This window comes from Pseudooceanicola marinus (assembly GCF_020177265.1).
Taxonomy (GTDB): Bacteria; Pseudomonadota; Alphaproteobacteria; order Rhodobacterales; family Rhodobacteraceae; genus Pseudooceanicola; species Pseudooceanicola marinus_A.
The window spans coordinates 130,792-156,203 of the sequence record NZ_JAIVMC010000007.1; the positions used below are offsets into that span (position 1 = coordinate 130,792).

The window sequence follows — 25,412 nt, forward strand, 5'->3', positions numbered from 1 at the left end:
GAGGGCGCGGGCTTTCCGCGCCCTTCTTCATGAACGGGGACAATATGCGGGGAAAACTGATCGGCGCGCTGGTGCTGGGGATCGGCGGTGTGGCCATTCTGCTGTCGCTGGCCAACTGGCAGCTTCAACGGCTGGAGTGGAAAACCGGCGTGCTGGACCGGATCGAGGCGCGCATAGCCGCCGATCCCGTGGCCCTGCCGGACGCGCCCGACCCGGAGGAGGACCGTTACCTGGCCGTGGCCCTGACCGGACGGTTCACCGGCGCGCCGCTGCGCGTGCAATCGGCGCGGGAGGGGCTGGGCGCGGGTTACCTGATCGAACAGGCCTTCGAGATGCCGGAGGGTCGCCGGGTCATCGTCGAACGGGGCTTCGTGCCCCAGGCCGAGCCCATCCCGCAGGCGCCCGAAGGAACCGTGACGGTCTCCGGCAACCTGGTCTGGCCGGATGAGGTTGACGGTTTCACCCCTGCGCCGGATCTGGACAGCGGGCTGTTCTACGGGCGCGACCTGGCCGAACTGGCCCGCGCGCTGGACAGCGAACCGCTGCTGCTGGTACGCCGCGAAGGCCCGGCAGGGGGCGGGGCCTTGGTGGCGGCGCCCGTCGGGACGGTGGGAATTCCCAACGATCACCTGGAATATGCGATCACCTGGCTGTCTCTGGCCGCCGTATGGCTGGTCATGTCGCTTTATCTGATTTATCGCATGCGCAAACAGTCGAGAGGCGAGACGACGTGATTTACGTATCGACCCGGGGGCAGGCCCCGGAACTGAGTTTCGAAGAGGCGATGCTGACCGGGCTGGCGCGCGATGGCGGCCTCTACGTGCCCGCCGAGATCCCGACCCTCTCGGAGGACGAGATCCGCGCCCTGCACGGCCTCAGCTACGAGGAAACCGCCTTCCGCATCATGTGGCCCTTCCTGGGCGGCACCTTCACCGAAGACGAGTTCCGCGGCTGCATCTCCCGCGCCTACGAGGGCTTCGGCCATGCCGCCCGCGCGCCGCTGGTGCAGCTGGAGCCGGGGCATTTCCTGCTGGAGCTGTTCCACGGTCCCACGCTGGCCTTCAAGGATTTCGCGATGCAGCTGATCGGTCAGCTGTTCCAGGCCGCGCTTGCCAAGAACGGCCGCCGCATCACCATCGTCGGCGCCACCTCCGGCGACACCGGTTCTGCCGCGATCGAGGCCTTCCGCGGGCTCGACAACGTCGATGTCTTCATCCTCTACCCGCACGGCCGGGTGTCCGAGGTGCAGCGCCGCCAGATGACCACGCCCGCCGACAGCAACGTGCACGCCCTGGCCGTCGATGGCGATTTCGACACCTGCCAGGCGCGGGTGAAGGACATGTTCAACGATTTCGAGTTCCGCGACGAGGTCGGCCTCGCCGGCGTCAACTCGATCAACTGGGCGCGGGTGCTGGCGCAGGTCGTCTACTACTTCACCTCCGCCGTCAGCCTGGGCGCGCCCGAGCGCCGCGTCAGTTTCACCGTGCCCACGGGTAACTTCGGTGACATCTTCGCGGGCTACATCGCGCGCAAGATGGGTCTGCCCATCGACACGTTGGTCGTGGCGACCAACCAGAACGACATCCTGCACCGCTGTCTCAGCACGGGCGAGTACAAGCCCGACGGCGTGACCCCCTCGATCAGCCCGTCGATGGACATCCAGGTCAGCTCCAACTTCGAGCGGGTTCTGTTCGACGCGCTTGGCCGTGACGGGAGCGCCGTCGGCCAGCTGATGGATGAGCTGAAGGCGGGCGGCTTCACCGTGCCCCAGGGCGCGCTGCAGGCCCTGCAGGAAGCCTTCACCTCGGGCCGCTGCTCGGAGGAGGAGACGCTGTCGACCATCACCGAGATGCGCGACCTGACCGGCGAGCTGCTGTGCCCGCATAGCGCCGTGGCGGTGAAGGTCGCGCGCGAGATGCGCGATCCGGCGACCCCCATGGTGTCGCTTGCCACCGCGCATCCGGCCAAGTTCCCCGACGCGGTGGAACAGGCCAGCCATATCCGCCCCGGCCTGCCAGAGCGCATGGCCGACCTCTTCGACCGGGAGGAGCGGGTCACACGCATTACCGACGATCTGGGCGCCATCGAGGCCCTGATCCGTGAAAGGAGGGCGCATTGAGCGTCGAACTGACGACCCTGAAAAACGGGTTTCGCGTTGTCACTGAAACCATGCCTGGCCTGCAATCGGCCTCCATCGGGATCTGGGTCAGCGCCGGGGGGCGGCATGAGCGGCCCGAACAGAACGGCATCGCCCATTTCCTGGAACACATGGCCTTCAAGGGCACGAAGACGCGCAGCGCGCTCGACATCGCCGAGGTGATCGAGGACGTGGGGGGCTTCATCAACGCCTATACCTCGCGCGAGGTGACGGCCTATTACGCCCGCGTGCTGGAGGCCGACGTGCCGCTGGCGCTGGACGTGATCGCCGACATCCTGCGCGCCTCGGTCTACGATCCGCATGAGATCGAGATGGAGCGCGGCGTGATCCTCAGCGAGATCGGTCAGGCGCTGGATACGCCCGATGACGTGATCTTCGACTGGCTGCAGGAGCAGGCCTACCCGGAACAGCCCCTGGGCCGCACAATCCTGGGCCCCGAAGAGCGCGTGCGCGCCTTCAGCCGGGACGACCTGCAGGCCTTCGTGGCCGAACACTACGGGCCGGGCCAGATGATCCTGGCCGCCGCCGGTTCGGTGGATCACGCGGCGCTGGTGAAACAGGCCGAGGCGCTCTTCGGCGACATGCCGGCCCACGGACAGCCTGACATTGTGCCCGCCCGTTTCGTCGGCGGTGACCTGCGCCGGGTGAAGACGCTGGAACAGGCCCATGTGACCTTCGGATTCGAGGGGCCGGATTACCGGTCCGAGCAGGCCTATGCGGCACAGATCTACGCCGCGGCGCTTGGCGGCGGCATGTCCTCGCGGCTGTTCCAGGAACTGCGCGAGAAGCGGGGCCTGTGCTACACCGTCTTCAGCCAGGCCGGGGCCTATGCCGACAGCGGGATGATGACCGTCTATGCGGGCACCTCCGCCGACAAGGTGGGCGAGCTTTCGGAGCTGATCCTGGACGAGATGAAGCGCGCCGCCGACGGGCTGAGCGTGGCCGAGACCGACCGCGCCCGTGCCCAGATGAAGGCCGGGCTGCTGATGGGGCTGGAAGGCGCCAGCAACCGCGCCGAACGCCTGGCGCGGATGGTCGAGATCTGGGGCCGGGTGCCCGCGCTGGAGGAAGTCGTGGCGCGCATCGACGCGGTGACGGCCGAGGACCTGCGGGCCCATGCCGAGGTCATGGCCGCGCGCGCCCCCATGGCGCTGGCGCTTTACGGTCCCGTGGAGGGGGTGCCCGCCTTCGAGCGGCTGCAGGCCCGCCGCGCTGCCTGATGTTGCGGTCCCGGCGGAAAGTACGGATCGAGACGGGGCGCATGGTGCTGCGCCTTCCGGTTCATGCCGATTTCCATGCCTGGACCGATCTGCGCGCCGAAAGCCGCGACTTCCTGACCCCCTGGGAGCCGGGCTGGTCCCGTGATCACCTGACCCGGCGCAGTTTCACCAACCGTGTCTACTGGGCGCAACGCTCGGTCACCGGGGGCACGGCCCTGCCGCTGTTCCTGGAACGGAGCGGCGACGGGGCCCTGCTGGGGGCGATCACGCTCGACAACATCCGCCGCGGCCCCAGCATGTCGGGCGTCCTGGGCTACTGGATCGGCGAGCGGTTCAAGCGCCAGGGCTACATGCGCGAGGCGATCGAGGGGGTGGTGCAGCACGCCTTCCACCGCATGGACCTCAGCCGGATCGAGGCTGCCTGCCTGCCCGAGAACACCCCTTCGCGCCGTCTGCTGGAAAGCTGCGGCTTCAAGTACGAGGGCGTCGCGCAGAGCTACCTGCAGATCAACGGACGCTGGCGCACCCATGTCCTCTATGCCTCGCTTCGGCTGGACCGGCGCGGGCGGACGGAGGCGGGGTAGACGCGGCTCGCTCGGGCAGGGGCGTTGCCCCGCCGCCGGAGGGCGGCAGAGAGGACGGAAGGGGGCAGAGCCCCCTTGCCCAAGGGTCCCCTCAGCTCTGACCGGGGCGGTTCAGGGGGAAGAGATCGGTGATGGCGGAATAGTCGCGGTAGCCCAGACGTGACAGGGTTTGCACCTTGGCCACGTCGAACATCCCCTCCGTCAGGGCGGCCTCGTCGATATGCACGCCCACGACCTCGCCGATGACCATGACGTTGGGGGCCCCGGCCAGGTCGACGATCTGCGTCATCCGGCATTCCAGCGCCGCGGGCGCCGCGGCAACCCGCGGACAGTCGATCATCTGGCACTGTGCCTTCTCCAGACCGGCCACCGCGAACTCGTCCTCGCCGGCGGCCAGCGCGGCGGAACTGGCGTTCATCGCGTCGCGCAGGGCGTAGGACACGATATTGCAGCAGAAGACCCCGGTCTCCCGGATCTGCGCCACGCTGTCCTTGGTGCCGTCACGGTCGGGCTTGGCGCTGCTGGAGGCGAACATGACCTGCGGCGGGCTGTCCGCCACGGCGTTAAAGAAGGAATAGGGCGCCAGGTTGTCCCCCAGGTGCCCCCGGGTCGAGATCCACCCGATGGGGCGCGGCGCGATCAGCGCCTTGAACGGGTTGTGCGGCAGACCGTGGCCGTCTTTCGGTTCGTAGAACATGCGTCTCTCCCATGGGTTTGCCGAGCAGGTAATCCCGTGCTAGGGGCGTTTCCAACCCAAAAGACTGATCATGAGCGCAGAGACGATGTTCACTCTCACCCCCGAAACCGCGGATGACTGGTGGGAGGTCGAAGCGCTGTATGACCTCTGCTTCGCCCCGGGGCGGACCGCGCTCAGCTCCTACCGGCTGCGCGAGGACGTGGCGCCCGTGGCGGGCCTGTGCCAGGTGGCGCGGGACCGGGACGGCAGCGTCGGCGGGGCGATCCGCTATTGGCCGGTGCAGGCGGCGGGCCTGCCCGCCCTCCTGCTGGGCCCCGTGGCCGTTCACCCGACCCACCAGGGCGAGGGGCTGGGTGGCCTGCTGATCAACGCCTCGCTGCATGCCGCCCGCGACAACGGCTGGGACCGGGTTCTGCTGGTCGGTGACGCCCCCTACTACAGCCGGTTCGGATTTTCGAAACTGCCGGACATCCGCATGCCCCCGCCCACCAACCCCGACCGGGTGCTGGGGCTGGCGCTGACGTCCGGTGCCTGGGACGGGCTGACGGGCGAGGTGACACGCGCCGCGTGAGCGCCCTGCGGGCCCCATCACGGCTGCGCCGCTTGCCCGCGGGATTTTTCCGACAAGGAGAAGATGGGGCGGGGCACACCGGGACGACCGTCCGCCCTTTCCTTTCAGCGCTGTCGCCCCCATCTTCAGGAGGCAGACGGAGGATCCCATGACCACAGCCGCCCCGACCCCCCTTGTCTTGCCCCGTGACGTGGCAGAGGACATCACGGAACTGGCCCGCATCCACCGCCGCGCGGGCGGGCCGGGCTTGCAGGTGCTGACCCTTCTGGGCACCCGCGCCGAAGGGCTGCTGGAACGGCTGCCTCTGGGCGTGCGCACCCGCCTCGACAGCGCCACGGAAAGCGCGCTGGAGGTGGCGATGACCGCCGCGCAGCGCTCTCGCGGGCTGGTGAAGGATCAGCCGGGCTGGCTCGACCGGGTGGTGACCACGGGCCTCGGTGCCGCCGGGGGGCTGGGCGGGCTGCCCTCGGCCCTGGCGGAGCTGCCGGTGACCACGACGGTGCTGCTGCGGTCGATCCAGGGGGTCGCGGCTGAAGAGGGGTTCGATCCCTCCGAACCCAATGTGCAATTCGATTCCATGCGCGTCTTCGCCTCCGCCGGGCCGCTGGCCGAGGATGACGGGGCCGAGACGGCCTTCCTGGCCACCCGCCTGACCCTGACGGGGGCGACCATGCACGGGATGATCTCTGCGGTGGCGCCGCGCCTGGCCGCAGCCCTGGGGCAGAAGCTGGCCGCGCAGACCGTGCCGGTGCTGGGTGCCGCTGCGGGGGCTGCCGTCAACTATGCCTATACCAGCTACTACCAGGACATGGCGCGCGTGCACTTCCGCCTGCGCCGCCTGTCCATCGACTCCGATCAGACCCCGGAGACGCTGACCGAGGCCCTGCGCGCCGAGCTGACGAAGCGCCCCGTGCGCCAATCGGAAAGCCGCTCTGGCCGCTAGTCGGGATCGCGCAGCGCCTCCGGGCGCAGCACCATGATCGTGGGCCGGTCCGGCAGATCGCGCAACGACACCTCAAGCGCGTTCTCCTCGCGCAGCTCGATGGCGAACGCGCCCGACAGCCGGTCGAGAAAATAGCCCAGGCTCGCCCCCGAGAACCAGTGCATCGGCAGCACGATCGAGGCCTTCATCCGTTCCACCACCCGCGCCATGGTGGGCGTGTCCAGCGTCAGCCCGCCGTCCACCGGCACCATCACCACGTCCAGCCGCCCGATGGCCGCGTATTGCTGGTCGTTGGGTTCATGGTGCAGATGGCCCAGGTGGCCGATGCACAGGCCGCCGACCTCGAAGATGAAGATCGAGTTGCCGTTCTCCTCCACCCCGCCCATGCGGGAACGGATATCGGTCGACACGTTGCGGATCAGCATGTCGCCCACCTCCAGCATGTGGTTGACGGGCTGGCCGAAATCCTCGGACCAGCCGGGCAACACATGGGGGATGGCTGGATCAGGGAAGGCGGTGAAATGGCTGGAATGGGCGTGGTTCATGGTCACCACGTCGGGCAGGTAGTCGGCGGTGCCGATATAGCCCGGATAGTCGGTGACCGCCCCCACGCCGCCGGGCGACTGGATCAGGAAGGCGGAATGGGTCAGGTAGCTGATCCGCACGGTATACTCCGGCACCGGATCGCGGAACGAGGCCAGCTGGACGTACTCCGCCCCCGGCGTCGATTGCGCAATGGCGATGCAATGGCTGACCGGCACCTGCGCGTTAACAGGCAGCGGCGCCAGGATCGGCAGGAGCGGGACGGCCCCCAGGGCCAGCAGGCGTCGAAACATCGGCGGATCCTCCTCTGCAGCAGCCTAGCACGCGCTGCGCCCCCGACCGCCCTCAAGCCCGCGTGAGACCCCGATCACGTCCCCGTGCTGCCCGCCTTTTCACCAGGGACGCCACCCGTGCAGCGGACCGGCCCCTTCCGATGGCCCAAATTGTCCCGGGGGAGGCGCCGAGCCCGTCCGTCCGCCAAACGAAAACGGCCGGCGCGGGGGGACGCGCCGGCCGTTCAGATGTCATGCCTCGGGGGTCAGTGTCCGCCTAAGATGCCCGTGCGGACGTGATAATCCACCGCCAGCTCGTATTCGGGGTCATCGTCGCTGTCGACCATCAGATGACCGGCTTTCTTCAGCAGGTCATGGCAGTCGCGGCTGAGGTGACGCAGCTGGATCGTCTTGCCCTGGGCCTCGTACTTCGCGGCCACGGCCTCGATCGCCTGCAGGGCCGACTGGTCGACCACTCGACTGTCGTCGAAGTCGATAATCACCTGCGCCGGGTCTTCCTCGGGCTTGAACAACTCGATGAAACCGTCGGTGGAGCCGAAGAACAGCGGGCCGGTGATGCGGTAGACCTTGGCGCCCGCCTCGTTGATATCGGTCGAGGCCGAGATCCGGCGCGCGGCGTTCCACGAATAGGTCAGCGCCGAGACGATGACACCGGCGACCACGGCGGTCGCGAGGTCGGTCATCACGGTCACGACGGTCACCAGGATGATGACCACGGCGTCTGTCAGTGGCACGCGCGTCAGGATCTTGAAGCTGTTCCAGGCGAAGGTGCCGATGACGACCATGAACATCACGCCCACGAGCGCGGCCAGCGGGATCTGCTCGATCAGCGGCGCGGCAAAGAGGATGAAGCCCAGCAGGCAGAGCGCGGCGAAGATCCCCGCGATCCGCGTGCGGCCGCCCGATTTCACGTTGATCATCGACTGGCCGATCATGGCGCAGCCGCCCATGCCACCGAAGAAGCCGGTGATCACGTTCGCCGTGCCCTGGGCCACGCATTCCTGCGACGCGCCGCCCTTCTGGCCGGTCATCTCACCCACCAGGTTGAGGGTCAGCAGGCTTTCGATCAGGCCGACGGCGGCCATGATGATGGCGTAGGGCAGGATGATCTGGAAGGTTTCCCAGGTCAGCGGCACCATGGGGATGTGGAAGGGAGGCAGAGTGCCCTCGATGCCCGCCATGTCACCGACGCGCGGCACGTCCAGGCCGAAGACGATCACGATGACGGCGGTGATCAGGATGCCCGCCAGCGGCGCCGGAATCAGCTTCGTCACCCGCGGGATGAAGTGGATGACCGCCATGGTCAGCGCCACCAGCCCCAGCATCAGGATCATCTGCGGCCCGGCCAGCCATTCGCCGCCCGAGGCGCCATGGCCCCCGGCTTCGGTCGTGCCGGGCACCTTGAACTGCGACAGCTGCGCCAGGAAGATCACGATGGCCAGACCGTTGACGAAGCCCAGCATCACCGGGTGCGGCACCAGGCGGATGAATTTTCCCCACCTCATGAAGCCGACGAAGATCTGGATCAGCCCCATCAAGACCACGGCGGCGAAGAGGTATTCGATGCCATGGGTCGCCACCAGCGACACGATGACCACGGCGATGGCGCCGGTGGCGCCCGAAATCATGCCGGGGCGCCCGCCCAGCACGGCGGTGACCAGCCCGATGATGAAGGCGGCGTAAAGGCCGACCAGCGGGTGCACATTGGCCACGAAGGCAAAGGCCACGGCCTCGGGCACCAGGGCCAGGGCCACGGTGAGGCCCGACAGCAGTTCGATCCGCAGCCGGTCCGGGGAGAAGCTGTCGTTCGTGGTCGGCGCGAGGCGCAGGTCGGGCAGGGTGATGCGATCGGCGAATCTCGCCAGAATGGCTTTGCGCATGTCTCGTCCTGTCTGGGATGTCTGTTCACGGTTCCGATAGCGGTTTTGCCCTCATGCAGCAACCTTGCAGCCCGTGAAACAGGAGGTTTCGAGGCGTTTCGGCCCCATGCCTTGCAGCTCGCGCAGCCGGACGGCAAGCTGACGGCGACTGACGAGGAAAGGGCAGAGCATGACGGGCGTCAAACTGGCGGTGATCGGCGGATCGGGCATCTATGACATCGAGGGGCTGGAAGGGGCCAGCTGGCAGACGGTGGAGACCCCCTGGGGGGCGCCCTCGGATGCGATCCTGACGGGGCGGCTGGCCGGCCTCGATGTCTGCTTCCTGCCGCGCCATGGGCGGGGCCACCCGCTGCCGCCGACCGAGGTACCCTATCGTGCCAATATCGCCGCGCTGAAACAGCTGGGGGTGACCCATGTGCTGTCGGTCTCCGCTGTGGGGTCCTTCCGAGAGGAGATGGCGCCGGGGGATTTCGTCGTCGTCGACCAGTTCATCGACCGCACCGTGAACCGCGCCAAGACCTTCTTCGAGGCGGGGCTGGTGGCCCATGTCTCGGTCGCCCACCCGGTCTGCGCCGACCTAGCGGCACGGGCGGGCGCGGCGGCCCGCAGCGCCGGGGTGACCGTGCATGACGGCGGCACCTACCTGGCGATGGAGGGACCGCAGTTCTCGACCCTGGCCGAAAGCCGCATGTACCGTGAAAGCTGGGGCGCCGACGTGATCGGCATGACCAACATGCCCGAGGCGAAACTGGCCCGCGAGGCGGAGCTGCATTACGCCTCTGTCGCCATGGTCACCGATTACGACAGCTGGCACCCCGACCATGGCGAGGTTGACGTGAACGACATCCGCCGGGTGCTGGCCGCCAATGGCGCTCACGCGCGGGCCACGGTGGCGGCGCTGGCGGCCGATCTGGCGGGCACGGCGCCGGGCGCCTGTGCCACCGGCTGCGCGACGGCGCTGGATCACGCTCTGCTGACCCGGCCCGAGGCGCGCGACCCGGCACTGGTGACCAAACTGTCGGGCATCGCCGGGCGCGTCCTGGGCAACGGCTAGCCGATGCGTCACGGGTCGGTCCCCACGCGGGGCCGCGCCCTTGCGCTCCGCCCGGGGCTGGGGCATGACCCTGGCGTTTGAGCCGCAGACCCAGGAGCCGCCCCATGAAGACCCTCGAGGATTACATCCGCGTCACCCCGGATTTCCCCAAGCCTGGGATCGTCTTCCGTGACATCTCGACCCTGGTGGCGGATCCCGAGGGCATGCGTCTTTGCGTCTCGCAGCTGGCCGAACCCTATCGCGCCGCCGGCATCGACCGGGTCGCGGGGCTGGAGGCACGCGGTTTCATCCTGGGCGCGGCCCTGGCACTGGAGCTGGGCAAGGGGTTCCTGCCGATCCGCAAGAAGGGCAAGCTGTCGGGGCCTGTGATCGGCGAAAGCTATGCCTTGGAATACGGCGAGGCCGAGATCGAGATGAACGACGACGTGCTGCGCCCCGGCGAACGGGTGCTGATGGTCGACGACCTGCTGGCCACCGGCGGCACCGCCGAGGCGGGGATCAACCTGGTGGAGCGCGTGGGGGCCGAGGTGGTGTCCTGCGCCTTCGTGGTCGACCTGCTGGACGTCGGCGGTCGTGCCCGGCTGGAGGGCCGCGGCATGGAGGTCTTCAGCCTGCTGCGCTACTGAGCCGGACCCCGGAACCCACCGTGCCCGACCGACCTGCGCTTTCGTAAACTTTTTGGAAAGATCTGCCGCTTAGCCATGTCCTGCCGGTCATGGGAGCCGGTCCTGCTTGCACCAGGTCCCGAAGGGAGCCGCGCGTCCTGCCATTCCCCCGGCAGGACGCGTTTTCCATTCCGGCTCCGAGGATCGGCGTGGCGCTGGCGGCAATCGGGCAGGGGGCGCTGCCCCCGCTCAACCTGCGGCGCGCAGCACGGCGCCGGGGTTGAGGATGCCGTTGGGGTCGAACAGCTGCTTGATGCCGCGCATCATCTCCAGCTTCACCGGATCGCCGTAGCGTTCCAGGTCTTCGACCTTCAGCCGGCCGACGCCATGTTCGGCGGAGAAAGAACCCTCGTAGCTCGCCACCAGGTCGTGCACCAGGTCCATGATCGCGCGCTTGGCGCCCATGTGATCGGCCTTCGCCTCTCCCGCCGGGGGGAAGACGTTGTAATGCAGGTTGCCGTCGCCCAGGTGGCCAAAGCAGTTCAGGCGGTAGGGGCCCAGATCGGCCAGTTTGGCGGTGCCTTCCTCGATGAATTCGGGCAGGGCCGACAGGGGCAGGGCAATGTCGTGGGAGGAGATCGCCCCGATGGCGCGGTTGGCCTCGGGGATCGCCTCGCGCAGGTGCCACAGCTCATCCGCCTGGGCCTCGGACTGGGCGATGACGCCATCGGTGACCAGCTCCGCCTCGAAGGCCGCCTCCAGGATGCCCGCCATCATGCCCTCAGCGTCGCCCGTGCCTGACAGGCCGACCTCGGTCAGCACCATCCAGTCGGGCGCCGGGTGGAAGGGACGGCGGATGTCGGGCAGGGTCTCTTCCAGGAAGCGGAAGCTCTCGCCGGAGATCAGCTCGAAGCCGGAGATCTGTTCGCCCGCATGATCGCGCGCCAGGGCCAGCAGCTTCAGCGCCGCGGCGGGCGAGGGGACCACCAGCATCGCCGTGGCGCGGCGCGTGGGGCGGGAAAACAGCTTCAGCGCCGCGCCGGTGATGACGCCCAGCGTCCCTTCGGAACCGACCATGAGGTTGCGCAGGTCGTAGCCTGTGTTGTCCTTCCTCAGCCGCGTCAGCGTGTGCATCACCCGCCCGTCGGCCAGCACCGCCTCGATGCCCAGACAGAGCTCTCGCGTGTTGCCGTAGCGCAGCACGTTCAGCCCGCCCGCGTTGGAGGCCAGCGCGCCGCCGATCCGGGCCGAACCCTGGGCGCCGAACGACAGCGGGAAGAGGCGGTTCACCCCTTCGGCGGCGCGGTGCAATTCCTCGACCACGACACCGGCGTCGGCGGTGATGACGTTTTCGTCGGCATCCACGCGGCGGATGCGGGTCATGCGTTCCAGCGACAGGATCAGCGGCGCGGGGCCCTCGGGCATGACCTGGCCCGCCACAAGCCCGGTGCCGCCGCCATAGGGCACCACGGCCACGCGCGCGTCGTTGGCCGCGGCCAGCACCGCCGAGACTTCTTCGGTGCTGCCCGGGGCCACCACCATGCCGGCCTGGCCGCGGTAGGCACCGCGCAGCTCCTGCACGTAGGGATCCTTATCCTCGCGCATGGCCTTTTCGGGCAGCAGCGCGCGCAGGCGGGCGCGGAAGGTGTCATCGACGGGGGAAAGCTGGGACATGGGGACGGGTCTTCAGGCGGAGGTGTTGCGGAGATGGTCAAGGACGGCGCGGCGCACGCTCTGCTCGCCCCGGGCGGCGGCCTCTTCGATGACCTCCCGCAGGGCAACCAGATCGACACGCAGCAGCAGGGATTTCACCGGGCCGATGGAGGCCGGGCGCATCGACAGGGCGCGCAGGCCCATGGCGGCCAGACAGACGGCCTCCAGCGGGCGGCCCGCATCCTCGCCGCAGAACGACAGCGGCGTGTTGGTCTCCTCACAGCGTTCGACGATGCGTTGCAGGAAGGTCAGGAAACTGACGTTCAGCGTGTCGTAACGGCGCCGGACCCGTTCGTTTTCCCGGTCGGCGGCGAAGAAGAACTGTTTCAGGTCGTTGCCGCCGATCGACAGGAACTCGACCTCCTCGAAGAAGGCCTTCGGGGCAAAGGCCAGAGAGGGGGTTTCCAGCATGGCACCCAGCTCGACCTTCTCGGGCAGGACGTGACCCAGGATGCGTTCGCGTTCCAGGGTACGAGCCAGTTCGGCCTTGGCGGCGCGGTATTCGTCGTATTGCGCGACGAAGGGGAACATCACGGTCAGCGGGCGCCCGTTGGCGGCGCGGATCAGGGCCTGCAGCTGCATCCGCATGACGCCCGGCTTGTCGAGGCCGACGCGGATCGCCCGCCAGCCAAGGGCCGGGTTCGGTTCCTCCGCCGGTTTCATGTAGCTCAGCACCTTGTCAGAGCCGATGTCGAGGGTGCGGAACACGACGCGCTTGCCGCCGGCATTGTCCAGCACGTGGGAATAGATCGACGACAGTTCGGACCGGGTGGGCATCTTGTTGCGGATCAGGAACTGCAGCTCGGTGCGGAACAGGCCCACGCCCTCGGCGCCCGAGCTTTCCAGGCTGGGCAGGTCGGCCATCAGCCCGGCGTTCATGGTCAGCGAGATCTGGGTACCGCATTTCGTCACTGCCGGTGTGTCACGGATCGAGGCGTAGCGTTCCTGCGCCTTGGCCTGCATGGCGATCTTGTCGCGGAAGGCAGTGGTGACGGTATCCTCGGGGCGCAGGTGGGCGATGCCCTGATCGCCGTCGACCATGATGTGATCGCCGTTCAGCGCCTCGTTGGTGATATCCTTGGCGTGGATCACCAGCGGAATGGCCAGGGCGCGCGCCACCACGGCGGCATGGCTGCCGACGCTGCCCTGTTCCAGGACGATGCCACGCAGGCTGCGTCCGTAATCCAGCAGCTCGGCAGGGCCGATGTTGCGGGCCACGAGGATCGGATCGGCGGGCATTTCCGCGCCCGTTTCCGTACCCTGGCCGGTCAGGATGCGCAGCAGGCGGTTGGAAAGGTCATCCAGGTCATGCAGCCGCTCGCGCAGATAGGGGTCCGAGGCCGTCGACAGTCGCAACCGCGCCTGGGTCTGTTCCTTTTCCACCGCCGCCTCGGCCGACAGGCCGGAGGTAATGTCGGCCTGCATGCGCCGCATCCAGCCCTTGGAATTGGCGAACATCCGGTAGGCTTCCAGCACCTGCAGGTGCTCGGCATCGGCGCTGGCCCCTTCCAGCATCTGGTCGACCGATACGCGTAGGCGGTCGACGGCCTCGGTCAGACGCTCGGCCTCCTTGGCCGGGTCCTCGGCGATGGGATTGGTGATGACCACGCGCGGTTCGTGCAGCCAGACATGCCCCTCGGCGGAGCCTTCCTGGGCACAGCTGCCACGGAACAGCACCGGTTTCGTGTGCCGCGCCGAAAGCGCCGCGCTGTCGCCGATGAAGGCGCCCAGCTCGGCCATCTCGGCCAGCACCATGGCCACGACTTCCAGCGCGTAAAGTTCTTCTTCGGTGTACTTGCGCGCCTCCTTCGACTGCACGACCAGCACGCCCAGGGTCTCGCCCAGTCGCTGGATCGGCACCCCGGCGAAGGAGCTGTAGATCTCCTCGCCCGTCTCCGGCATGTAGCGGAAGCCCGCCTCGGCAGGGGCATCGGCGGTGTTGACGATCTTGGCGGTGCGCGCGACGCGGCCGACCAGGCCCTCGCCCAGGCGCATGCGGGTCTGATGCACCGCCTCGGGCTTCAGGCCCTCGGTGGCGCAAAGCTCTAGCGTTTCGGCATCGCGGAAGAGATAGACCGAGCAGACCTCGGTGTGCATCGACGAGGCGATCAGCGCCGTGATCCGGTCAAGCCGCGCCTGGCCATGGGCATCTTCGGCCATGACCTCTCGCAGACGGCCGAGCATTTGCCGGCTGTCGGTCTTGTGCTCCACGCTCATGTCCCCGGCTTCGCCTCCGTTCACTGCGGTCTGACTAGACCACAAAGTCCTGCGAAGTGAAACGCATAAGAGCGACCCGGCGGGTGCATGCTTTGCGACCTTTTGCCGAAGCGCCCGGACTTGCCCGATCTTCGGGCCTGTGCTGGGGTGCGCTCTGGAACGGGAGATGTGGGGCATATGACCGACAGCAGCGTGATCTTCGGCTTCGACAGCGCCTGGACGGACAACCCCCGCGCGCCGGGGGCGATCTGCGCGCTGATCCGCGACCCTGGCGCGCCGCCGCGCTTTGTCGCGCCGCAGCTGACGGGGTTCGACGCGGCGCTGTCCTTCATCGACAGTCACCGCGCCGGGCGCCGCAGCCTGGTGGCGCTGGACCAGCCGACCGTGGTGCCCAACCTGACCGGCAGCCGCCCCGCGGACAGGGTGGCGGCCTCGGTCGTGTCCTACATCGGTGGCGGGGTGCAGCCCGCAAATCGTGGCAAGCGCGGCATGTTCGACGATGCTGCCCCGGTCTGGCGGTTCCTCGACGGGCTGGGGGCGGTGCAGGACCCGCAGGGCAGGCCCCACCACGGGGTGATGGAGGTTTTCCCGGCGCTGGCGCTTCCCGCCTTCGACCCGGCCTTCGGCGCCCGTCTGGGCGCGCCCAAGTACAACCCCGCCAACCGGCGCAAGTACCGTCCCGAAGACTGGGTCGCCGTCTGCCGGGCGCTGGCCGTGCAGGCGCAGGCGGCGGGGCAGGCCGACCTGGCCGCCTGGGCCGAGGCGATGGCCGCGCTGTCGCGCCCGGTGAAGGCGGATCAGGATCGGCTGGATGCGGCGCTGTGCGCGCTGATCGGGTTGATCTGGGACACGGGCATGCGGCCGGCGGTGATGTTCGGGGACCTGGCGCAGGGCTATATCGTCACCCCGGTCTCGGCGGCGTCCCTGGCCAGGCTGGAGGCCGCCGCCGCCCGGCGCGAGGTGCCGATCCGGCAGCGGGGTGAGGGCGTCTGACCGCCAATCTCGCGCAGGCTGCGGTGGAGATCCTCATCCTGTGAGGCGGATTACGCCCGCCCCGACGAGGCGGCGAGGCATCCCGACAAGACCCCAGGCGGCGCTGGTCCCGGCGTCGGGCGCGCCGCCCAAAACAGAACGGGGCGGACCCGTCGGATCCGCCCCGTCTGATGTGTCGACGACCGCCCGAAGGCGCCGCGCTCAGGCCTTTTCCAGCTCGAACGCGTCGTGCAGGGCCTGCACGGCCAGTTCCATGTACTTGCGGTCGATCAGCACCGAGATCTTGATCTCGGAGGTGGCGATGACCTTGATGTTGATGCCCTCGTCCGAAAGCGTCTTGAACATCTTGGCGGCCACGCCGGACTGGCTGCGCATGCCGATACCCACGGCGGAGACCTTGCAGACCTCGGTGTCCGCTTCCAGCGACTCGAAGGCCAGGCTGCCCGCGGCCTGGGCGTCGTTCAGCGCCTTTTCGGCGCGTTTCACCTGGTCGATCGGGCAGGAGAAGGTCATGTCGGTCAGACCTTCCTCGCTGATGTTCTGGATGATCATGTCGACGTTGACGCCGGCCTCGGACAGCGGGCCGAAGATCGCGGCGGCGATGCCGGGGGTGTCGGCGACCGAGACGAGGGTCATCTTCGCTTCCTCGCGGGAGAAGGCGATGCCGTTGACGACGTTGGATTCCATGATGTCCTCCTCGGCACAGACAAGGGTGCCGGCTGTGTCGGATTGTTCCTCGAAACTCGACAGAACGCGCAGTTTTACGTTGTACCGCATGGCCAGCTCGACCGAGCGGGTCTGCAGCACCTTGGCGCCCAGCGAGGCCAGCTCCAGCATCTCCTCGAAGGCGATGCGGTCGAGCTTGCGCGCCTTGGGCGCGACGCGGGGGTCGGTGGTGTAGACGCCGTCGACATCGGTGTAGATGTCGCAGCGTTCGGCGTCGAAGGCGGCGGCGAAGGCCACGGCGGTGGTGTCGGACCCGCCCCGGCCCAGCGTGGTGATCCGGCCCTCGGGCGAAATGCCCTGGAAGCCCGCGACCACGGCCACGCGCATGCCCTCGCCGAACTTGGCGGTGATGTTGTCGGTCGGGATCTCCTCGATCCGCGCCGCACCATGGGCCGAGTTCGTCTTCAGCGGCACCTGCCAGCCCTGCCAGGACCGTGCGGGCACGTCCATTTCCTGCAGGGTCAGCGCCATCAGCCCGGCGGTGACGTTTTCGCCCGAGCTGACCACGGCGTCATATTCGCGCGCGTCGTACATCGGACTTGTCTCGCCGACCCAGCCGACAAGTTCATTGGTCTTGCCGGACATGGCCGAGACGATGACGATCACGTCATAGCCCTTGGCCACTTCCACGCCCACGCGCTTGGCCGCGCGGCGGATCCGGTCGAGGTTGGCGACGGAAGTGCCGCCGAATTTCATCACGAGAACAGGCATGCCGGTCTCAAACCCCGTCGTTGGGAGAAACTGCGCGCCGGTTTACGCATCGTCGGGCACCGGCGCAAGCGTGATTGCGTCTGGCAGGCACTTGCGGCCTCAGAAGGGGACGGGGCTGCCGTCGTAACTCTCGAAACAGCCGGTGCTGGCCGGGGTCAGCGCGTCGAAGCGCGCGATCAGGCCGGCGGCGGAGGTCGGGGCGTCGATGTCTGCCGCCGCCCCGCCCATGTCGGTCTGCACCCAGCCGGGGTGATAGGCGCCCACGGCGATGCCTTCGGGGGCCAGGTCGGCGGCCAGGTTGCGGGCCACGTTCACCGCCGCCGCCTTGGAGGCGCGGTAGATGTAGGACCCGCCCGGCGCCCGCTGCTGGCTGCCCATGGCCGAGGCGATGACGGCAATCTTTGCGCCTGTCGCGGCCCGCAGGCGCGGCAGCAGGGCCTGCACCGTCAGGAAGGGGCCGGCAACGTTCACCTGCAGCTGTCGCGCCCAGGTCGTCGCATCGAAGCCCGTTTCCAGCGCCTGGCCCTTGTCCAGGTAGACGCCGGCGTTGCAGATCAGCAGATCGACGGGCGCGGTGACCTGCCCGGTCAGGGCGGCCAGCTGCGTTGGGTCGGTCACGTCGAGGGACAGCAGCCCGCCGCCGCCTGTGGTCGAGGTGCCGGACACGGTCGCGCCGCGCGCCTCGTACTGGCGTTTCAGTTCCGCGCCGATGCCACGGCTGGCGCCGGTGATGACGATATGCATGGGGATCCTCCTGTCTTGCCAAAGGCCTAGCGCGCGGGGCGGGGCAGGGCAAGCGCAGGGGCGCGGTCCAGCCTCATCCTCGGGCTAACGACGCCGGAGCTGGCCCCGGGGTCAGTTGGTCTTGCGTCCCGTGGCGAAGGGCAGGGGCAGCACCGGCACGCCTTCCTCGATCAGGGCACGGGCCTCCTCGGGCTTCGCCTCGCCATAGATCGGGCGGTCGGGCTTTGTGCCATCGTGGATCGCGCGGGCCTCCGTCGCGAAGGTGTCGCCGACATAGGTGGCGTTCTCTTCCACCCGGCGGCGCAGCTCCGATAGGGCGGCCTCGGCCTCGGAGGAGGGGCGCGACAGGGGGCGCTCCGCCGGTCTGGACGGGACTGTGCTTGTCGAGGCGTCTTCGGATGCGGCCTGCGGGGCGGCGGCGCTGCGCGAAGGGCGCACGCGCGGCGCCATCAGCGCCTTTTCCACCACGGTGGAGCCACAGGCGGGGCAGGAGACGTGGCCCGCCGACGACAGGCTGTCGAAGGCGGCGGAGGATTGGAACCAGCTGTTGAAGCCGTGTCCCTGGTCACATTTCAGGTCGAAGTTGATCATCCTGTCAGATCCGCGAAGTGATCCTATTGAGATAGAGAGATTTCTCGCGGATGCAAGATTCCAACCCGCGTCTGCGGCGTCCCTGTCAGGCGGGTGAAACGCTGGATCAGTTGCGCAGCTTCGACGGATCGAAGGTTTTCAGGATGCGAGCCAGTTCCGGCTCGGCCACCTGTTTGGCTGCCTTCTTGCGCGAGAACCACTTGCGCTTGCGCTCTCCTGCCTCCGGGTACTCGGCCTTCAGCAGGCGCACGTGCACCGGGTAGACGATGCCGACACAGGGGATGTCGCTGCTCCTCTCCACGGTCTTCGTGTAGGGAAACAGACCGAGCGCGGTTTCCGAGACGCGGCCGATGACGCCGGCCTCTTCATAGGCTTCGCGCAGCGCCGCCTGGCCCGGGGTGCGGGATTTCATCGGCCAGCCCTTGGGCAGGATCCAGCGCTTCGTCCCGCGGGAGGTGATCAGCAGGATCTGCGGCTTGTCCTTCACGATCCGGTAGCACAGCGCGCAGTACTGCGTCTGCACCTCCTTGCCGGTGGTGCCGGGGATCTGGAACGAGGTCTGAAAGAGCGCGCTCACCCTTGCCTGCCTTCCTGTCGCAATCTGCCCTCACTACCTGGCCCCCACCCGATCGGATCGGGGGCGGGACCGGCGGTCGGCCTTCTGACCGTACCGTGGAGTGAGAATATGAAGGTCCGGTTAAGGTTGAAAAGAACTGTATACAGCCGGGGCGTCCGGCTGGCGCCATTTGGCGCCATATGTTGTGGATAAGTCGCGCCCTGCCACCTCATCAGGCGGCAGGGCGCCAGTTTTCAACGGTCGCTGACCTGCCAGCGGGGGTTGATCCAGGGTTCCGCATTCTCGCGCGGCAGGGGGGGGCGGCCCAGGATGTGGTCGCTGGCCTTCTCCCCCACCAGAATCGAGGGACCGTTCAGGTTGCCGTTGGTGATCCGCGGGAAGATCGAGCTGTCGGCGAGGCGCAGCCCGTCCACCCCGATCACCCGGCATTCGGGATCGACCACCGCCATCGGGTCATCGGCGCGGCCCATGCGGGCGGTGCCGCAGGGGTGATAGGCACTTTCGGCGTGTTCGCGGATGTGCGCGTCCAACTCCTCGTCCGTCTGCTTGTCGGCGCCGGGGCTGATCTCCTTGCCGCGGAACGGATCAAAGGCCTGCTGGCCGAAGATCTCGCGGGTGACGCGGATGCAATGGCGGAAATCGCGCCAGTCATCGGGATGGCTCATGTAGTTGAACAGGATCTTCGGCGCCGTGCGCGGGTCGGCCGAGGCCAGGGTGACCGCGCCGCGCGACTTGGCGCGCATCGGCCCCACATGGGCCTGGAACCCGTGCCCCTCCGCTGCCGCCTGGCCGTCGTAGCGCACCGCGATCGGCAGGAAGTGGAACTGGATGTCGGGATAATCCACCCCGGCGGCCGAACGGATGAACCCCGCGCTTTCGAACTGGTTCGAGGCGCCCAGGCCCTGTTTCGTCAGCAGCCATTGCGCCCCCGCGATGGCCTTCCCCCAAAGGTTCCAGTGCTTATACAGGGTGATCGGCTGGGTGCTGGCCTGCTGGATATACAGTTCCAGGTGATCTTGCAGGTTCTGACCGACGCCGGGGCGGTCGGCCACCACCTCGATCCCATGGGCGCGCAGATGCGCGGCGGGGCCGATGCCCGACAGCATCAGGATCTTGGGCGAGTTGATCGAGGAGGCGGCGATGACCACCTCGCGCCGGGCGCGGACCACTTCGATCTTGCCGCCGCGTTCGATCTCTACCCCGGTGGCGCGGCCATTTTCGATCACCACGCGGCGGGCGAAACAGCGGATCATCTGAAGGTTCTCGCGTTTCAGCGCCGGTTTCAGATAGGCATTGGCGGTGGACCAGCGGCGGCCCCTCCAGACCGTCTGCTCCATCGGGCCGAAGCCCTCTTGTTTCTCGCCGTTGTAATCCGGGGTGGTCTCGAACCCGGCCTGGCGCCCGGCCTCGACGAAGGCGTGAAACAGCGGGTTCTCGCGCGGGCCCCGGGTGACATGCAGCGGCCCGTCACTGCCGCGCCAGCTGGGATCGCCGCCATGGCCGCCGTCATGCCAGGTTTCGGCGCGTTTGAAATAGGGCAGCACATCGGCGTAGGCCCAGCCCTGCGCGCCCTGATCCGCCCAATGGTCGAAGTCGCGGGCATGGCCGCGCACATAGACCATGCCGTTGATCGAGGACGAGCCCCCCACGACCTTGCCGCGCGGGGTGACCAGGCGGCGCCCGCCCAGACCCGGTTCCGGTTCCGACATGAAGCCCCAGTCGTAGCGCTTCATGTTCATCGGATAGGACAGGGCGGCGGGCATCTGGATGAAGGGCCCGGCGTCGGTGCCGCCGTATTCCAGCACCAGCACCTTGTGCTGGCCGTCTTCCGACAGCCGCGCGGCCATGACGGAGCCGGCAGAGCCCGAGCCGATGATGACGTAATCCGCTTCCATCAATGGATCCTCAGAAGGCCGCTTCGACATCGCCCATGGCGACGTAGACGGATTTCACCTGGCTGTAGTGTTCGATCGCGGCCTTGGAATTCTCGCGGCCCACGCCCGACATCTTCACCCCGCCGAAGGGGGCCTCGACCGGCGTCAGGTTGTATTCATTGATCCAGCAGGTGCCCGCCTGAAGCTGGGCCACCACACGGTGCGCGCGGGTGAAGTCCTTGGTGAACAGGCCGGCGGCCAGGCCGAATTGGGTGTCATTGGCGCGGGCCACCACCTCGTCTTCGTCCTTGAAGGTCAGGATCGACAGCACAGGTCCGAAGATCTCTTCGCGGGCGATGGTCATCTCGTCGGTGACATTGCGGAAGATCGTCGGTTCGATGAAGAAACCGGGGCCCTCGGGCGCATGGCCGCCCAGGATCAGCTCGGCGCCTTCCTCCTGGCCGATGCGGATGTAGTTCAGAACCTTCTGGCGCTGTGCATCGTTGATCATCGGGCCGATCTGGGTGTCCGGGTCCAGCGGGTCGCCGGTGATGGCCTGGCGGGTGCGTTCCACCAGCCGCTCGATGAAGTCCTCGACGATGTTCTCATGCACGAAGACCCGGGTACCGTTGGAACAGATCTGGCCGGTGGAGTAGAAGTTGGCATTGATCGCCGCCGAGATGGCGTTTTCCAGGTCGGCGTCCTCGAAGACGATAAGGGGGGACTTGCCGCCCAGTTCCATCGTCACGTGGCGCAGGCCTTCGGCTGCGGCGGCATAGACCTTCTGCCCCGTGGGCACGGAGCCGGTCAGCGAGACCTTGTCGACGCGCGGGTCGGTGACCATCGAGGCGGCGGCGTCGCCATAGCCGTTGACCACGTTGAAGAGGCCCGCAGGTGCCCCCGCCTCGATGAACAGCTCGGCCAGTTTCAGGGCGCAGAGAGGGGTGACCTCTGAGGGTTTGAACACCATGGCGTTGCCGCAGGCCAGCGCCGGGGCGGCCTTCCAGGCGGCGATCTGCGTCGGGTAGTTCCAGGCGCCGATGCCCAGGCAGACGCCCAGGGGTTCGCGGATGGTGTAGACGAAATCGCCACCCAGGGGCACGGTTTCGCCGGTCAGCGTGGCGGACAGGCCCGCGTAGTATTCCAGCGCCTCGGCGCCGGAGGTGGCATCGGCCACCAGGGTTTCCTGGATCGGCTTGCCGGTGTCGATGCTTTCCAGCTCCGACAGTTCGGCGTTCCGCTCGACCAGCAGGTCGGCCACCCGGCGCAGCACGCGACCGCGCGCCACGGGGGGCAGGGTCGCCCATTCCTTCTGCGCCCGCTCGGCCGAGGCGATGGCGGCCTCGACGATGGCCGGGGTGGCGGCGTGCAGGGTGGCGACGGTTTCGCCCGTGGCGGCGTAGACGCAAGCGATCTCGCGGCCCGCGGTGTCGTCCACGTAGGCGCCGTCGATGAAGTGGGAGCCCTTGGGCTGAACGGATTTCATGGTCATTCTCCGCGGGGATAGCGCTGGTTTTCCTCCAGCACGTTGAGGTCCATGTGATTGCGCATGTAGCGTTCCGAGGCCTGTTGCAGCGGCTCGAAGTCCCAGGGGAAATACTCGCCGTTGCGTAGCGCCTCGTAGACGATCAGGCGGCGGGCCTGGCTTTCGCGCACCTCGGCGTCGAAGCGGTCCAGCTCCCAGTAGTCATCTGCCATCTTTGCAAACTGCTCCTCCACGCTTTGCAAGACGGGGTCGCCGGCGCGGTTCACCAGCTCGTTCGGGTCTTCGGCCAGGTTGTAAAGCTGCGGCGGATCCAGCTCGCAGCGGATGTATTTCCAGTCGCCCATGCGCAGGCCGACCAGCGGCGCGTAGGAGCCTTCGGCGGCATATTCCATGCGGACGGGGGAGGTGCGTTCGACGCCATTGGCTAGGCCCACCAGGCTTTCACCATCGGTCCAGGGGGCAATCTCGGAAATGTCGATGCCCGCCAGTTCCGCCAGGGTCGGGTTCACGTCGATGGTGGAGACGGGCGTTTCCACCAGCCCCGGGGCCATCTGCGGTGCGGCGACCATCAGGGGCACGCGGGCCGAGCCTTCGAAGAAGGTCATCTTGAACCACAAGCCCTTGTTGCCCAGCATGTCACCGTGATCCGAGACCAGCATGACGATGGTCTCTTCGGTCTGGCGGGTGTTGTCGAGCGCCTCCAGAATCTCGCCGATCTTGTCGTCGAGGTAGGAGATGTTGGCGAAATAGGCCCGGCGGGAGCGTTTCACGTCCTCTTCGGTGATGTCGAAGTTGCGCCAGTCGTTGGCGTCGAAGATGCGCTGCGAATGCGGGTCCATCTCCTCGTAGGGCTTGGCGGGCACCTCGGGCAGCAGGTGCTCGCAGTCCTCGTAGAGATCCCAGTACTTCTTGCGGGCCACGTAGGGGTCGTGAGGGTGGGTGAAGCTGACGGTCATCATCCACGGCCGGTCATCCAGGCGGCGGCCCAGGTGGCGCACCTTGGCGGTGGCCTGGAAGGCGACCTCGTCGTCATATTCCATCTGGTTGGAAATCTCGGCGACGCCCGCGCCGGTGACCGAACCCATGTTGTGATACCACCAGTCGATCCGTTCCCCGGGCTTGCGATAGTCCGGGGTCCAGCCGAAATCGGCGGGATAGATGTCGGTGGTCAGGCGTTTCTCGAATCCGTGCAGCTGGTCGGGGCCGACGAAGTGCATCTTGCCGCTGAGGAAAGTCTGGTAACCCGCCCGACGCAGGTGGTGCGCATAGGTAGGGATGTCCGAGGCGAACTCGGCCGCGTTGTCATAGACCTTGGTGCGGCGCGGCAGCTGGCCGGACATGTAGCTGGCCCGGCCCGGCGCGCAGAGGGGGCTACCGGTATAGGTATTGGCGAAACGGGTCGAGCGTTCGGCCAGCTTCCGCAGGTTGGGCGTGTGCAGCCAGTCTGCGGGGCCGTCGGGGAACAGTGTCCCGTTCAGCTGGTCGACCATGAGAATCAGGATATTGGGGCGTTTGCCGCCGGTCTGTGCCGCGGGGTCAGTCACGGGTCGTCCTTTCGAGCCAGAGGGTCAGGTAGTCGGCGATGGTCGCCTTGATCTTCGCGCGTTCGGGAACCGAATCCTGCAACGCGGAGCGGATATAGAAGCCGTCGATCAGCGCGGCGATGCCCTGCGCTATCTCCACGGCAATGTCGGTGGGGAAGATTTTCCTTAGGTCATACAAAAGATTCGACTGCAGCCGGTGCGCATAGATGTTCAGCAGCCGTCGGGTGTCGGCAGAATGCAGGGCGCGCACGTAGAAGTTCAGCCAGGCCGCCACGACCTCGCGTTCGAACTGGTTGGAGTCGAAGGAGGAATCGCTGATCGCCAGCACACGCTCCGCCGGGGTGGAGGCCTGTGCCAGGTTCCGGCGCACGGTTTCGCCCCACAGGCGCAGCACGTAGCGCATGGTCGCCAGGAAGATCTGTTCCTTTGATCCGAAGTAATGATGTGCGAGGGCTGAGGACATGCCGGCCCGCTTCGCGATCTGGCTGACCGTCACGTCGAGGGTGCCAGCCTGGCCGATCTCGGTGATGCAGGCTTCGATCAATGCCTGTTTTCGCACCGGTTCCATTCCGACCTTCGGCATCTCGGTTGTCCTCGCATCTGAATGCTTTACATTTCGAACCACTTGTATTTTGATTAACTCATCAATCAAGAAAAACGCAACCCCAAGTCCAACGGAAGGAAACGACATGACCCGTTTGAACCTGATGATGACCAGTGCGGCGGCACTGACCCTCTCGGCCGGCCTGGCATCGGCCCAGTGCACCGAGGTCAGCTTCTCGGACGTCGGCTGGACCGACATCACCACCACCACCTCGGCCACCAAGCAGGTGCTGCAGGCGCTGGGCTACGACGTGGACGTGAAGGTGCTGTCGGTGCCGGTGACCTTCGCCTCGCTGGAAAGCGACGACGTGGACATCTTCCTGGGCAACTGGCTGCCGGCACAGCAGGGCGCCATCGGCCCCTACCTGGACTCCGGCGAGATCGAGACGGTCGCCACCAACCTCGAAGGCACCAAGTACACCCTGGCCGTGCCCGCCTACACCTATGAGAAGGGTCTGCAGTCCTACGCCGACATCGCGGACTTCGCCGATGAGCTGGACGAGACGATCTACGGCATCGAGCCGGGCAACGAAGGCAACGCCTACCTGATCGGCCTGACCGAGGATGACGCTCATGGCCTGGGCGACTTCACCGTCCGCGAAAGCTCCGAACAGGGCATGCTGTCCATGGTGCAGCGCGCCTACGAGGACCAGGAAGACATCGTATTCCTCGGCTGGGAACCCCACCCGATGAACGCCAACTTCGACCTGGAATACCTGCCGGGCGGCGAGGACTTCTTCGGCGGCGAGGGCATCGTGAACACCGTGACCCGCAAGGGCTACGTCGAGGAGTGCCCGAACGTCGGCACCCTGTTGAACAACCTGAAGTTCACCCTGCCGATGGAGAACGAGATCATGGGCGCCATCCTCAACGATGGGGAAGATGCCGATGACGCCTCGATGGCCTGGATGAAGGCCAACCCGGACCTGGTGATGTCCTGGCTGGACGGCGTGACCACCGTGGACGGCGAAGACGGTGCCGCGGCGGTGAAGGACGCCTTCGGTCTCTGATCAACATGGTGGAAAGGCCCGGACGCACAGGACCGGGCCTTTTCGCTTCCAGGCATTAGCCCAAAAGGAGGTCCG

Annotated in this window: 23 protein-coding genes; 10 read left to right on the forward strand and 13 right to left on the reverse strand. The window is 67.4% G+C overall.

Annotation, left to right across the window (positions count from 1 at the left end; translation table 11 throughout):
* The first annotated feature begins 29 nt into the window (after positions 1 to 29).
* The 4 genes from LC066_RS13225 to LC066_RS13240 are packed head-to-tail and all read left to right on the forward strand — an operon-like array spanning position 30 to position 3,962.
* On the forward strand, positions 30 to 734 hold the full coding sequence (locus LC066_RS13225; protein ID WP_224899775.1) for an SURF1 family protein: 705 nt from the start codon (positions 30 to 32) through the stop codon (positions 732 to 734).
* Positions 731 to 2,119 carry a threonine synthase gene (gene thrC, locus LC066_RS13230; protein WP_224899778.1) on the forward strand — a complete coding sequence of 463 codons (1,389 nt, stop codon included), beginning with the start codon at positions 731 to 733 and terminating at the stop codon, positions 2,117 to 2,119. Before LC066_RS13225 ends, thrC begins: the two co-directional genes overlap by 4 nt.
* Positions 2,116 to 3,378: a M16 family metallopeptidase gene (locus LC066_RS13235; RefSeq protein WP_222477901.1), complete on the forward strand. Its 1,263-nt coding sequence runs from the start codon at positions 2,116 to 2,118 to the stop codon at positions 3,376 to 3,378. Before thrC ends, LC066_RS13235 begins: the two co-directional genes overlap by 4 nt.
* On the forward strand, positions 3,378 to 3,962 hold the full coding sequence (locus LC066_RS13240) for a GNAT family N-acetyltransferase (RefSeq protein WP_224899781.1): 585 nt from the start codon (positions 3,378 to 3,380) through the stop codon (positions 3,960 to 3,962). The genes LC066_RS13235 and LC066_RS13240 overlap by 1 nt, the downstream gene beginning before the upstream one ends.
* Before the next feature lie 91 nt (positions 3,963 to 4,053).
* Here LC066_RS13240 and LC066_RS13245 read toward each other — a convergent pair whose 3' ends face one another.
* A complete protein-coding gene (locus LC066_RS13245) occupies positions 4,054 to 4,659 on the reverse strand; it encodes a flavin reductase family protein (protein WP_224899783.1) in 606 nt (201 codons plus the stop codon).
* Between the two features lie 85 nt (positions 4,660 to 4,744).
* Between LC066_RS13245 and LC066_RS13250 the strand changes: the two genes are divergently transcribed.
* Both LC066_RS13250 and LC066_RS13255 read left to right on the forward strand, forming a co-directional pair.
* Positions 4,745 to 5,230 (forward strand): GNAT family N-acetyltransferase, encoded by a 486-nt coding sequence (locus LC066_RS13250; RefSeq protein ID WP_224900223.1) that lies wholly within the window; start codon positions 4,745 to 4,747, stop codon positions 5,228 to 5,230.
* A gap of 148 nt (positions 5,231 to 5,378) precedes the next feature.
* Positions 5,379 to 6,173: an EcsC family protein gene (locus LC066_RS13255; RefSeq protein ID WP_224899786.1), complete on the forward strand. Its 795-nt coding sequence runs from the start codon at positions 5,379 to 5,381 to the stop codon at positions 6,171 to 6,173.
* On the opposite strand, the gene LC066_RS13260 is transcribed toward LC066_RS13255, so the two are convergent.
* Together LC066_RS13260 and LC066_RS13265 are read right to left on the reverse strand one after the other, a co-directional pair.
* Complete coding sequence (locus LC066_RS13260) at positions 6,170 to 7,009, reverse strand: MBL fold metallo-hydrolase (RefSeq protein WP_224899789.1); 840 nt, start codon at positions 7,007 to 7,009, stop codon at positions 6,170 to 6,172. The two genes, LC066_RS13255 and LC066_RS13260, sit on opposite strands and share 4 nt — an antisense overlap.
* 245 nt (positions 7,010 to 7,254) lie before the next feature.
* Positions 7,255 to 8,889: a SulP family inorganic anion transporter gene (locus tag LC066_RS13265; protein WP_224899791.1), complete on the reverse strand. Its 1,635-nt coding sequence runs from the start codon at positions 8,887 to 8,889 to the stop codon at positions 7,255 to 7,257.
* Between the two features lie 169 nt (positions 8,890 to 9,058).
* Here LC066_RS13265 and LC066_RS13270 point away from each other — a divergent pair, with 169 nt between their 5' ends.
* Together LC066_RS13270 and LC066_RS13275 are read left to right on the forward strand one after the other, a co-directional pair.
* Complete coding sequence (locus LC066_RS13270) at positions 9,059 to 9,943, forward strand: S-methyl-5'-thioadenosine phosphorylase (protein ID WP_224899793.1); 885 nt, start codon at positions 9,059 to 9,061, stop codon at positions 9,941 to 9,943.
* A gap of 104 nt (positions 9,944 to 10,047) precedes the next feature.
* Entirely contained in the window at positions 10,048 to 10,569 is a 522-nt protein-coding gene (locus tag LC066_RS13275) for an adenine phosphoribosyltransferase (RefSeq protein WP_222477917.1), read from the forward strand.
* Positions 10,570 to 10,797: 228 nt separating this feature from the next.
* On the opposite strand, the gene LC066_RS13280 is transcribed toward LC066_RS13275, so the two are convergent.
* On the reverse strand, positions 10,798 to 12,222 hold the full coding sequence (locus tag LC066_RS13280; RefSeq protein ID WP_224899795.1) for an FAD-binding oxidoreductase: 1,425 nt from the start codon (positions 12,220 to 12,222) through the stop codon (positions 10,798 to 10,800).
* A gap of 12 nt (positions 12,223 to 12,234) precedes the next feature.
* Complete coding sequence (gene ptsP / locus LC066_RS13285; RefSeq protein ID WP_222477921.1) at positions 12,235 to 14,478, reverse strand: phosphoenolpyruvate--protein phosphotransferase; 2,244 nt, start codon at positions 14,476 to 14,478, stop codon at positions 12,235 to 12,237.
* A 177-nt stretch (positions 14,479 to 14,655) separates the two neighbouring features.
* On the opposite strand from ptsP, the gene LC066_RS13290 reads away from it, so the two are divergent.
* Positions 14,656 to 15,471, forward strand: coding sequence for a DUF429 domain-containing protein (locus tag LC066_RS13290; protein WP_224899804.1), 816 nt, complete (start codon positions 14,656 to 14,658; stop codon positions 15,469 to 15,471).
* Positions 15,472 to 15,672: 201 nt separating this feature from the next.
* On the opposite strand, the gene LC066_RS13295 is transcribed toward LC066_RS13290, so the two are convergent.
* From LC066_RS13295 to betI, 8 genes are all read right to left on the reverse strand, one after another.
* Entirely contained in the window at positions 15,673 to 16,908 is a 1,236-nt protein-coding gene (locus LC066_RS13295) for an aspartate kinase (RefSeq protein WP_222477925.1), read from the reverse strand.
* 99 nt (positions 16,909 to 17,007) lie between these two features.
* Positions 17,008 to 17,652 (reverse strand): SDR family NAD(P)-dependent oxidoreductase, encoded by a 645-nt coding sequence (locus LC066_RS13300; protein ID WP_224899806.1) that lies wholly within the window; start codon positions 17,650 to 17,652, stop codon positions 17,008 to 17,010.
* Positions 17,653 to 17,763: 111 nt separating this feature from the next.
* Positions 17,764 to 18,243, reverse strand: a complete 480-nt coding sequence (locus LC066_RS13305; RefSeq protein WP_224899807.1) for a DUF1178 family protein — start codon at positions 18,241 to 18,243, stop codon at positions 17,764 to 17,766.
* A 106-nt stretch (positions 18,244 to 18,349) separates the two neighbouring features.
* Positions 18,350 to 18,820, reverse strand: coding sequence for an NUDIX hydrolase (locus LC066_RS13310; RefSeq protein ID WP_222477931.1), 471 nt, complete (start codon positions 18,818 to 18,820; stop codon positions 18,350 to 18,352).
* A gap of 233 nt (positions 18,821 to 19,053) precedes the next feature.
* Positions 19,054 to 20,715: a choline dehydrogenase gene (gene betA, locus LC066_RS13315; RefSeq protein WP_224899815.1), complete on the reverse strand. Its 1,662-nt coding sequence runs from the start codon at positions 20,713 to 20,715 to the stop codon at positions 19,054 to 19,056.
* Between the two features lie 10 nt (positions 20,716 to 20,725).
* Positions 20,726 to 22,180, reverse strand: coding sequence for a betaine-aldehyde dehydrogenase (gene betB / locus LC066_RS13320; RefSeq protein WP_224899818.1), 1,455 nt, complete (start codon positions 22,178 to 22,180; stop codon positions 20,726 to 20,728).
* A gap of 2 nt (positions 22,181 to 22,182) precedes the next feature.
* Positions 22,183 to 23,670, reverse strand: coding sequence for a choline-sulfatase (betC, locus tag LC066_RS13325; protein WP_412103244.1), 1,488 nt, complete (start codon positions 23,668 to 23,670; stop codon positions 22,183 to 22,185).
* A 46-nt stretch (positions 23,671 to 23,716) separates the two neighbouring features.
* On the reverse strand, positions 23,717 to 24,307 hold the full coding sequence (gene betI, locus LC066_RS13330; RefSeq protein ID WP_224899824.1) for a transcriptional regulator BetI: 591 nt from the start codon (positions 24,305 to 24,307) through the stop codon (positions 23,717 to 23,719).
* Between the two features lie 106 nt (positions 24,308 to 24,413).
* Between betI and choX the strand changes: the two genes are divergently transcribed.
* Positions 24,414 to 25,337, forward strand: coding sequence for a choline ABC transporter substrate-binding protein (choX, locus tag LC066_RS13335; RefSeq protein ID WP_224899827.1), 924 nt, complete (start codon positions 24,414 to 24,416; stop codon positions 25,335 to 25,337).
* The last annotated feature ends 75 nt before the right edge of the window (positions 25,338 to 25,412 follow it).

Excerpts from the sequence above, each read along its gene's own strand:
- LC066_RS13225 (WP_224899775.1), top strand. The coding sequence starts at position 30 with ATGAACGGGGACAATATGCGGGGAAAACTGATCGGCGCGCTGGTGCTG.
- LC066_RS13240 (WP_224899781.1), top strand. The coding sequence starts at position 3,378 with ATGTTGCGGTCCCGGCGGAAAGTACGGATCGAGACGGGGCGCATGGTG.
- LC066_RS13245 (WP_224899783.1), bottom strand. The coding sequence starts at position 4,659 with ATGTTCTACGAACCGAAAGACGGCCACGGTCTGCCGCACAACCCGTTC.
- LC066_RS13250 (WP_224900223.1), top strand. The coding sequence starts at position 4,745 with ATGTTCACTCTCACCCCCGAAACCGCGGATGACTGGTGGGAGGTCGAA.
- LC066_RS13255 (WP_224899786.1), top strand. The coding sequence starts at position 5,379 with ATGACCACAGCCGCCCCGACCCCCCTTGTCTTGCCCCGTGACGTGGCA.
- LC066_RS13260 (WP_224899789.1), bottom strand. The coding sequence starts at position 7,009 with ATGTTTCGACGCCTGCTGGCCCTGGGGGCCGTCCCGCTCCTGCCGATC.
- LC066_RS13265 (WP_224899791.1), bottom strand. The coding sequence starts at position 8,889 with ATGCGCAAAGCCATTCTGGCGAGATTCGCCGATCGCATCACCCTGCCC.
- LC066_RS13270 (WP_224899793.1), top strand. The coding sequence starts at position 9,059 with ATGACGGGCGTCAAACTGGCGGTGATCGGCGGATCGGGCATCTATGAC.
- LC066_RS13275 (WP_222477917.1), top strand. The coding sequence starts at position 10,048 with ATGAAGACCCTCGAGGATTACATCCGCGTCACCCCGGATTTCCCCAAG.
- LC066_RS13280 (WP_224899795.1), bottom strand. The coding sequence starts at position 12,222 with ATGTCCCAGCTTTCCCCCGTCGATGACACCTTCCGCGCCCGCCTGCGC.
- ptsP (WP_222477921.1), bottom strand. The coding sequence starts at position 14,478 with ATGAGCGTGGAGCACAAGACCGACAGCCGGCAAATGCTCGGCCGTCTG.
- LC066_RS13290 (WP_224899804.1), top strand. The coding sequence starts at position 14,656 with ATGACCGACAGCAGCGTGATCTTCGGCTTCGACAGCGCCTGGACGGAC.
- LC066_RS13295 (WP_222477925.1), bottom strand. The coding sequence starts at position 16,908 with ATGCCTGTTCTCGTGATGAAATTCGGCGGCACTTCCGTCGCCAACCTC.
- LC066_RS13300 (WP_224899806.1), bottom strand. The coding sequence starts at position 17,652 with ATGCATATCGTCATCACCGGCGCCAGCCGTGGCATCGGCGCGGAACTG.
- LC066_RS13305 (WP_224899807.1), bottom strand. The coding sequence starts at position 18,243 with ATGATCAACTTCGACCTGAAATGTGACCAGGGACACGGCTTCAACAGC.
- betA (WP_224899815.1), bottom strand. The coding sequence starts at position 20,715 with ATGGAAGCGGATTACGTCATCATCGGCTCGGGCTCTGCCGGCTCCGTC.
- betB (WP_224899818.1), bottom strand. The coding sequence starts at position 22,180 with ATGAAATCCGTTCAGCCCAAGGGCTCCCACTTCATCGACGGCGCCTAC.
- betC (WP_412103244.1), bottom strand. The coding sequence starts at position 23,670 with ATGGTCGACCAGCTGAACGGGACACTGTTCCCCGACGGCCCCGCAGAC.
- betI (WP_224899824.1), bottom strand. The coding sequence starts at position 24,307 with ATGCCGAAGGTCGGAATGGAACCGGTGCGAAAACAGGCATTGATCGAA.
- choX (WP_224899827.1), top strand. The coding sequence starts at position 24,414 with ATGACCCGTTTGAACCTGATGATGACCAGTGCGGCGGCACTGACCCTC.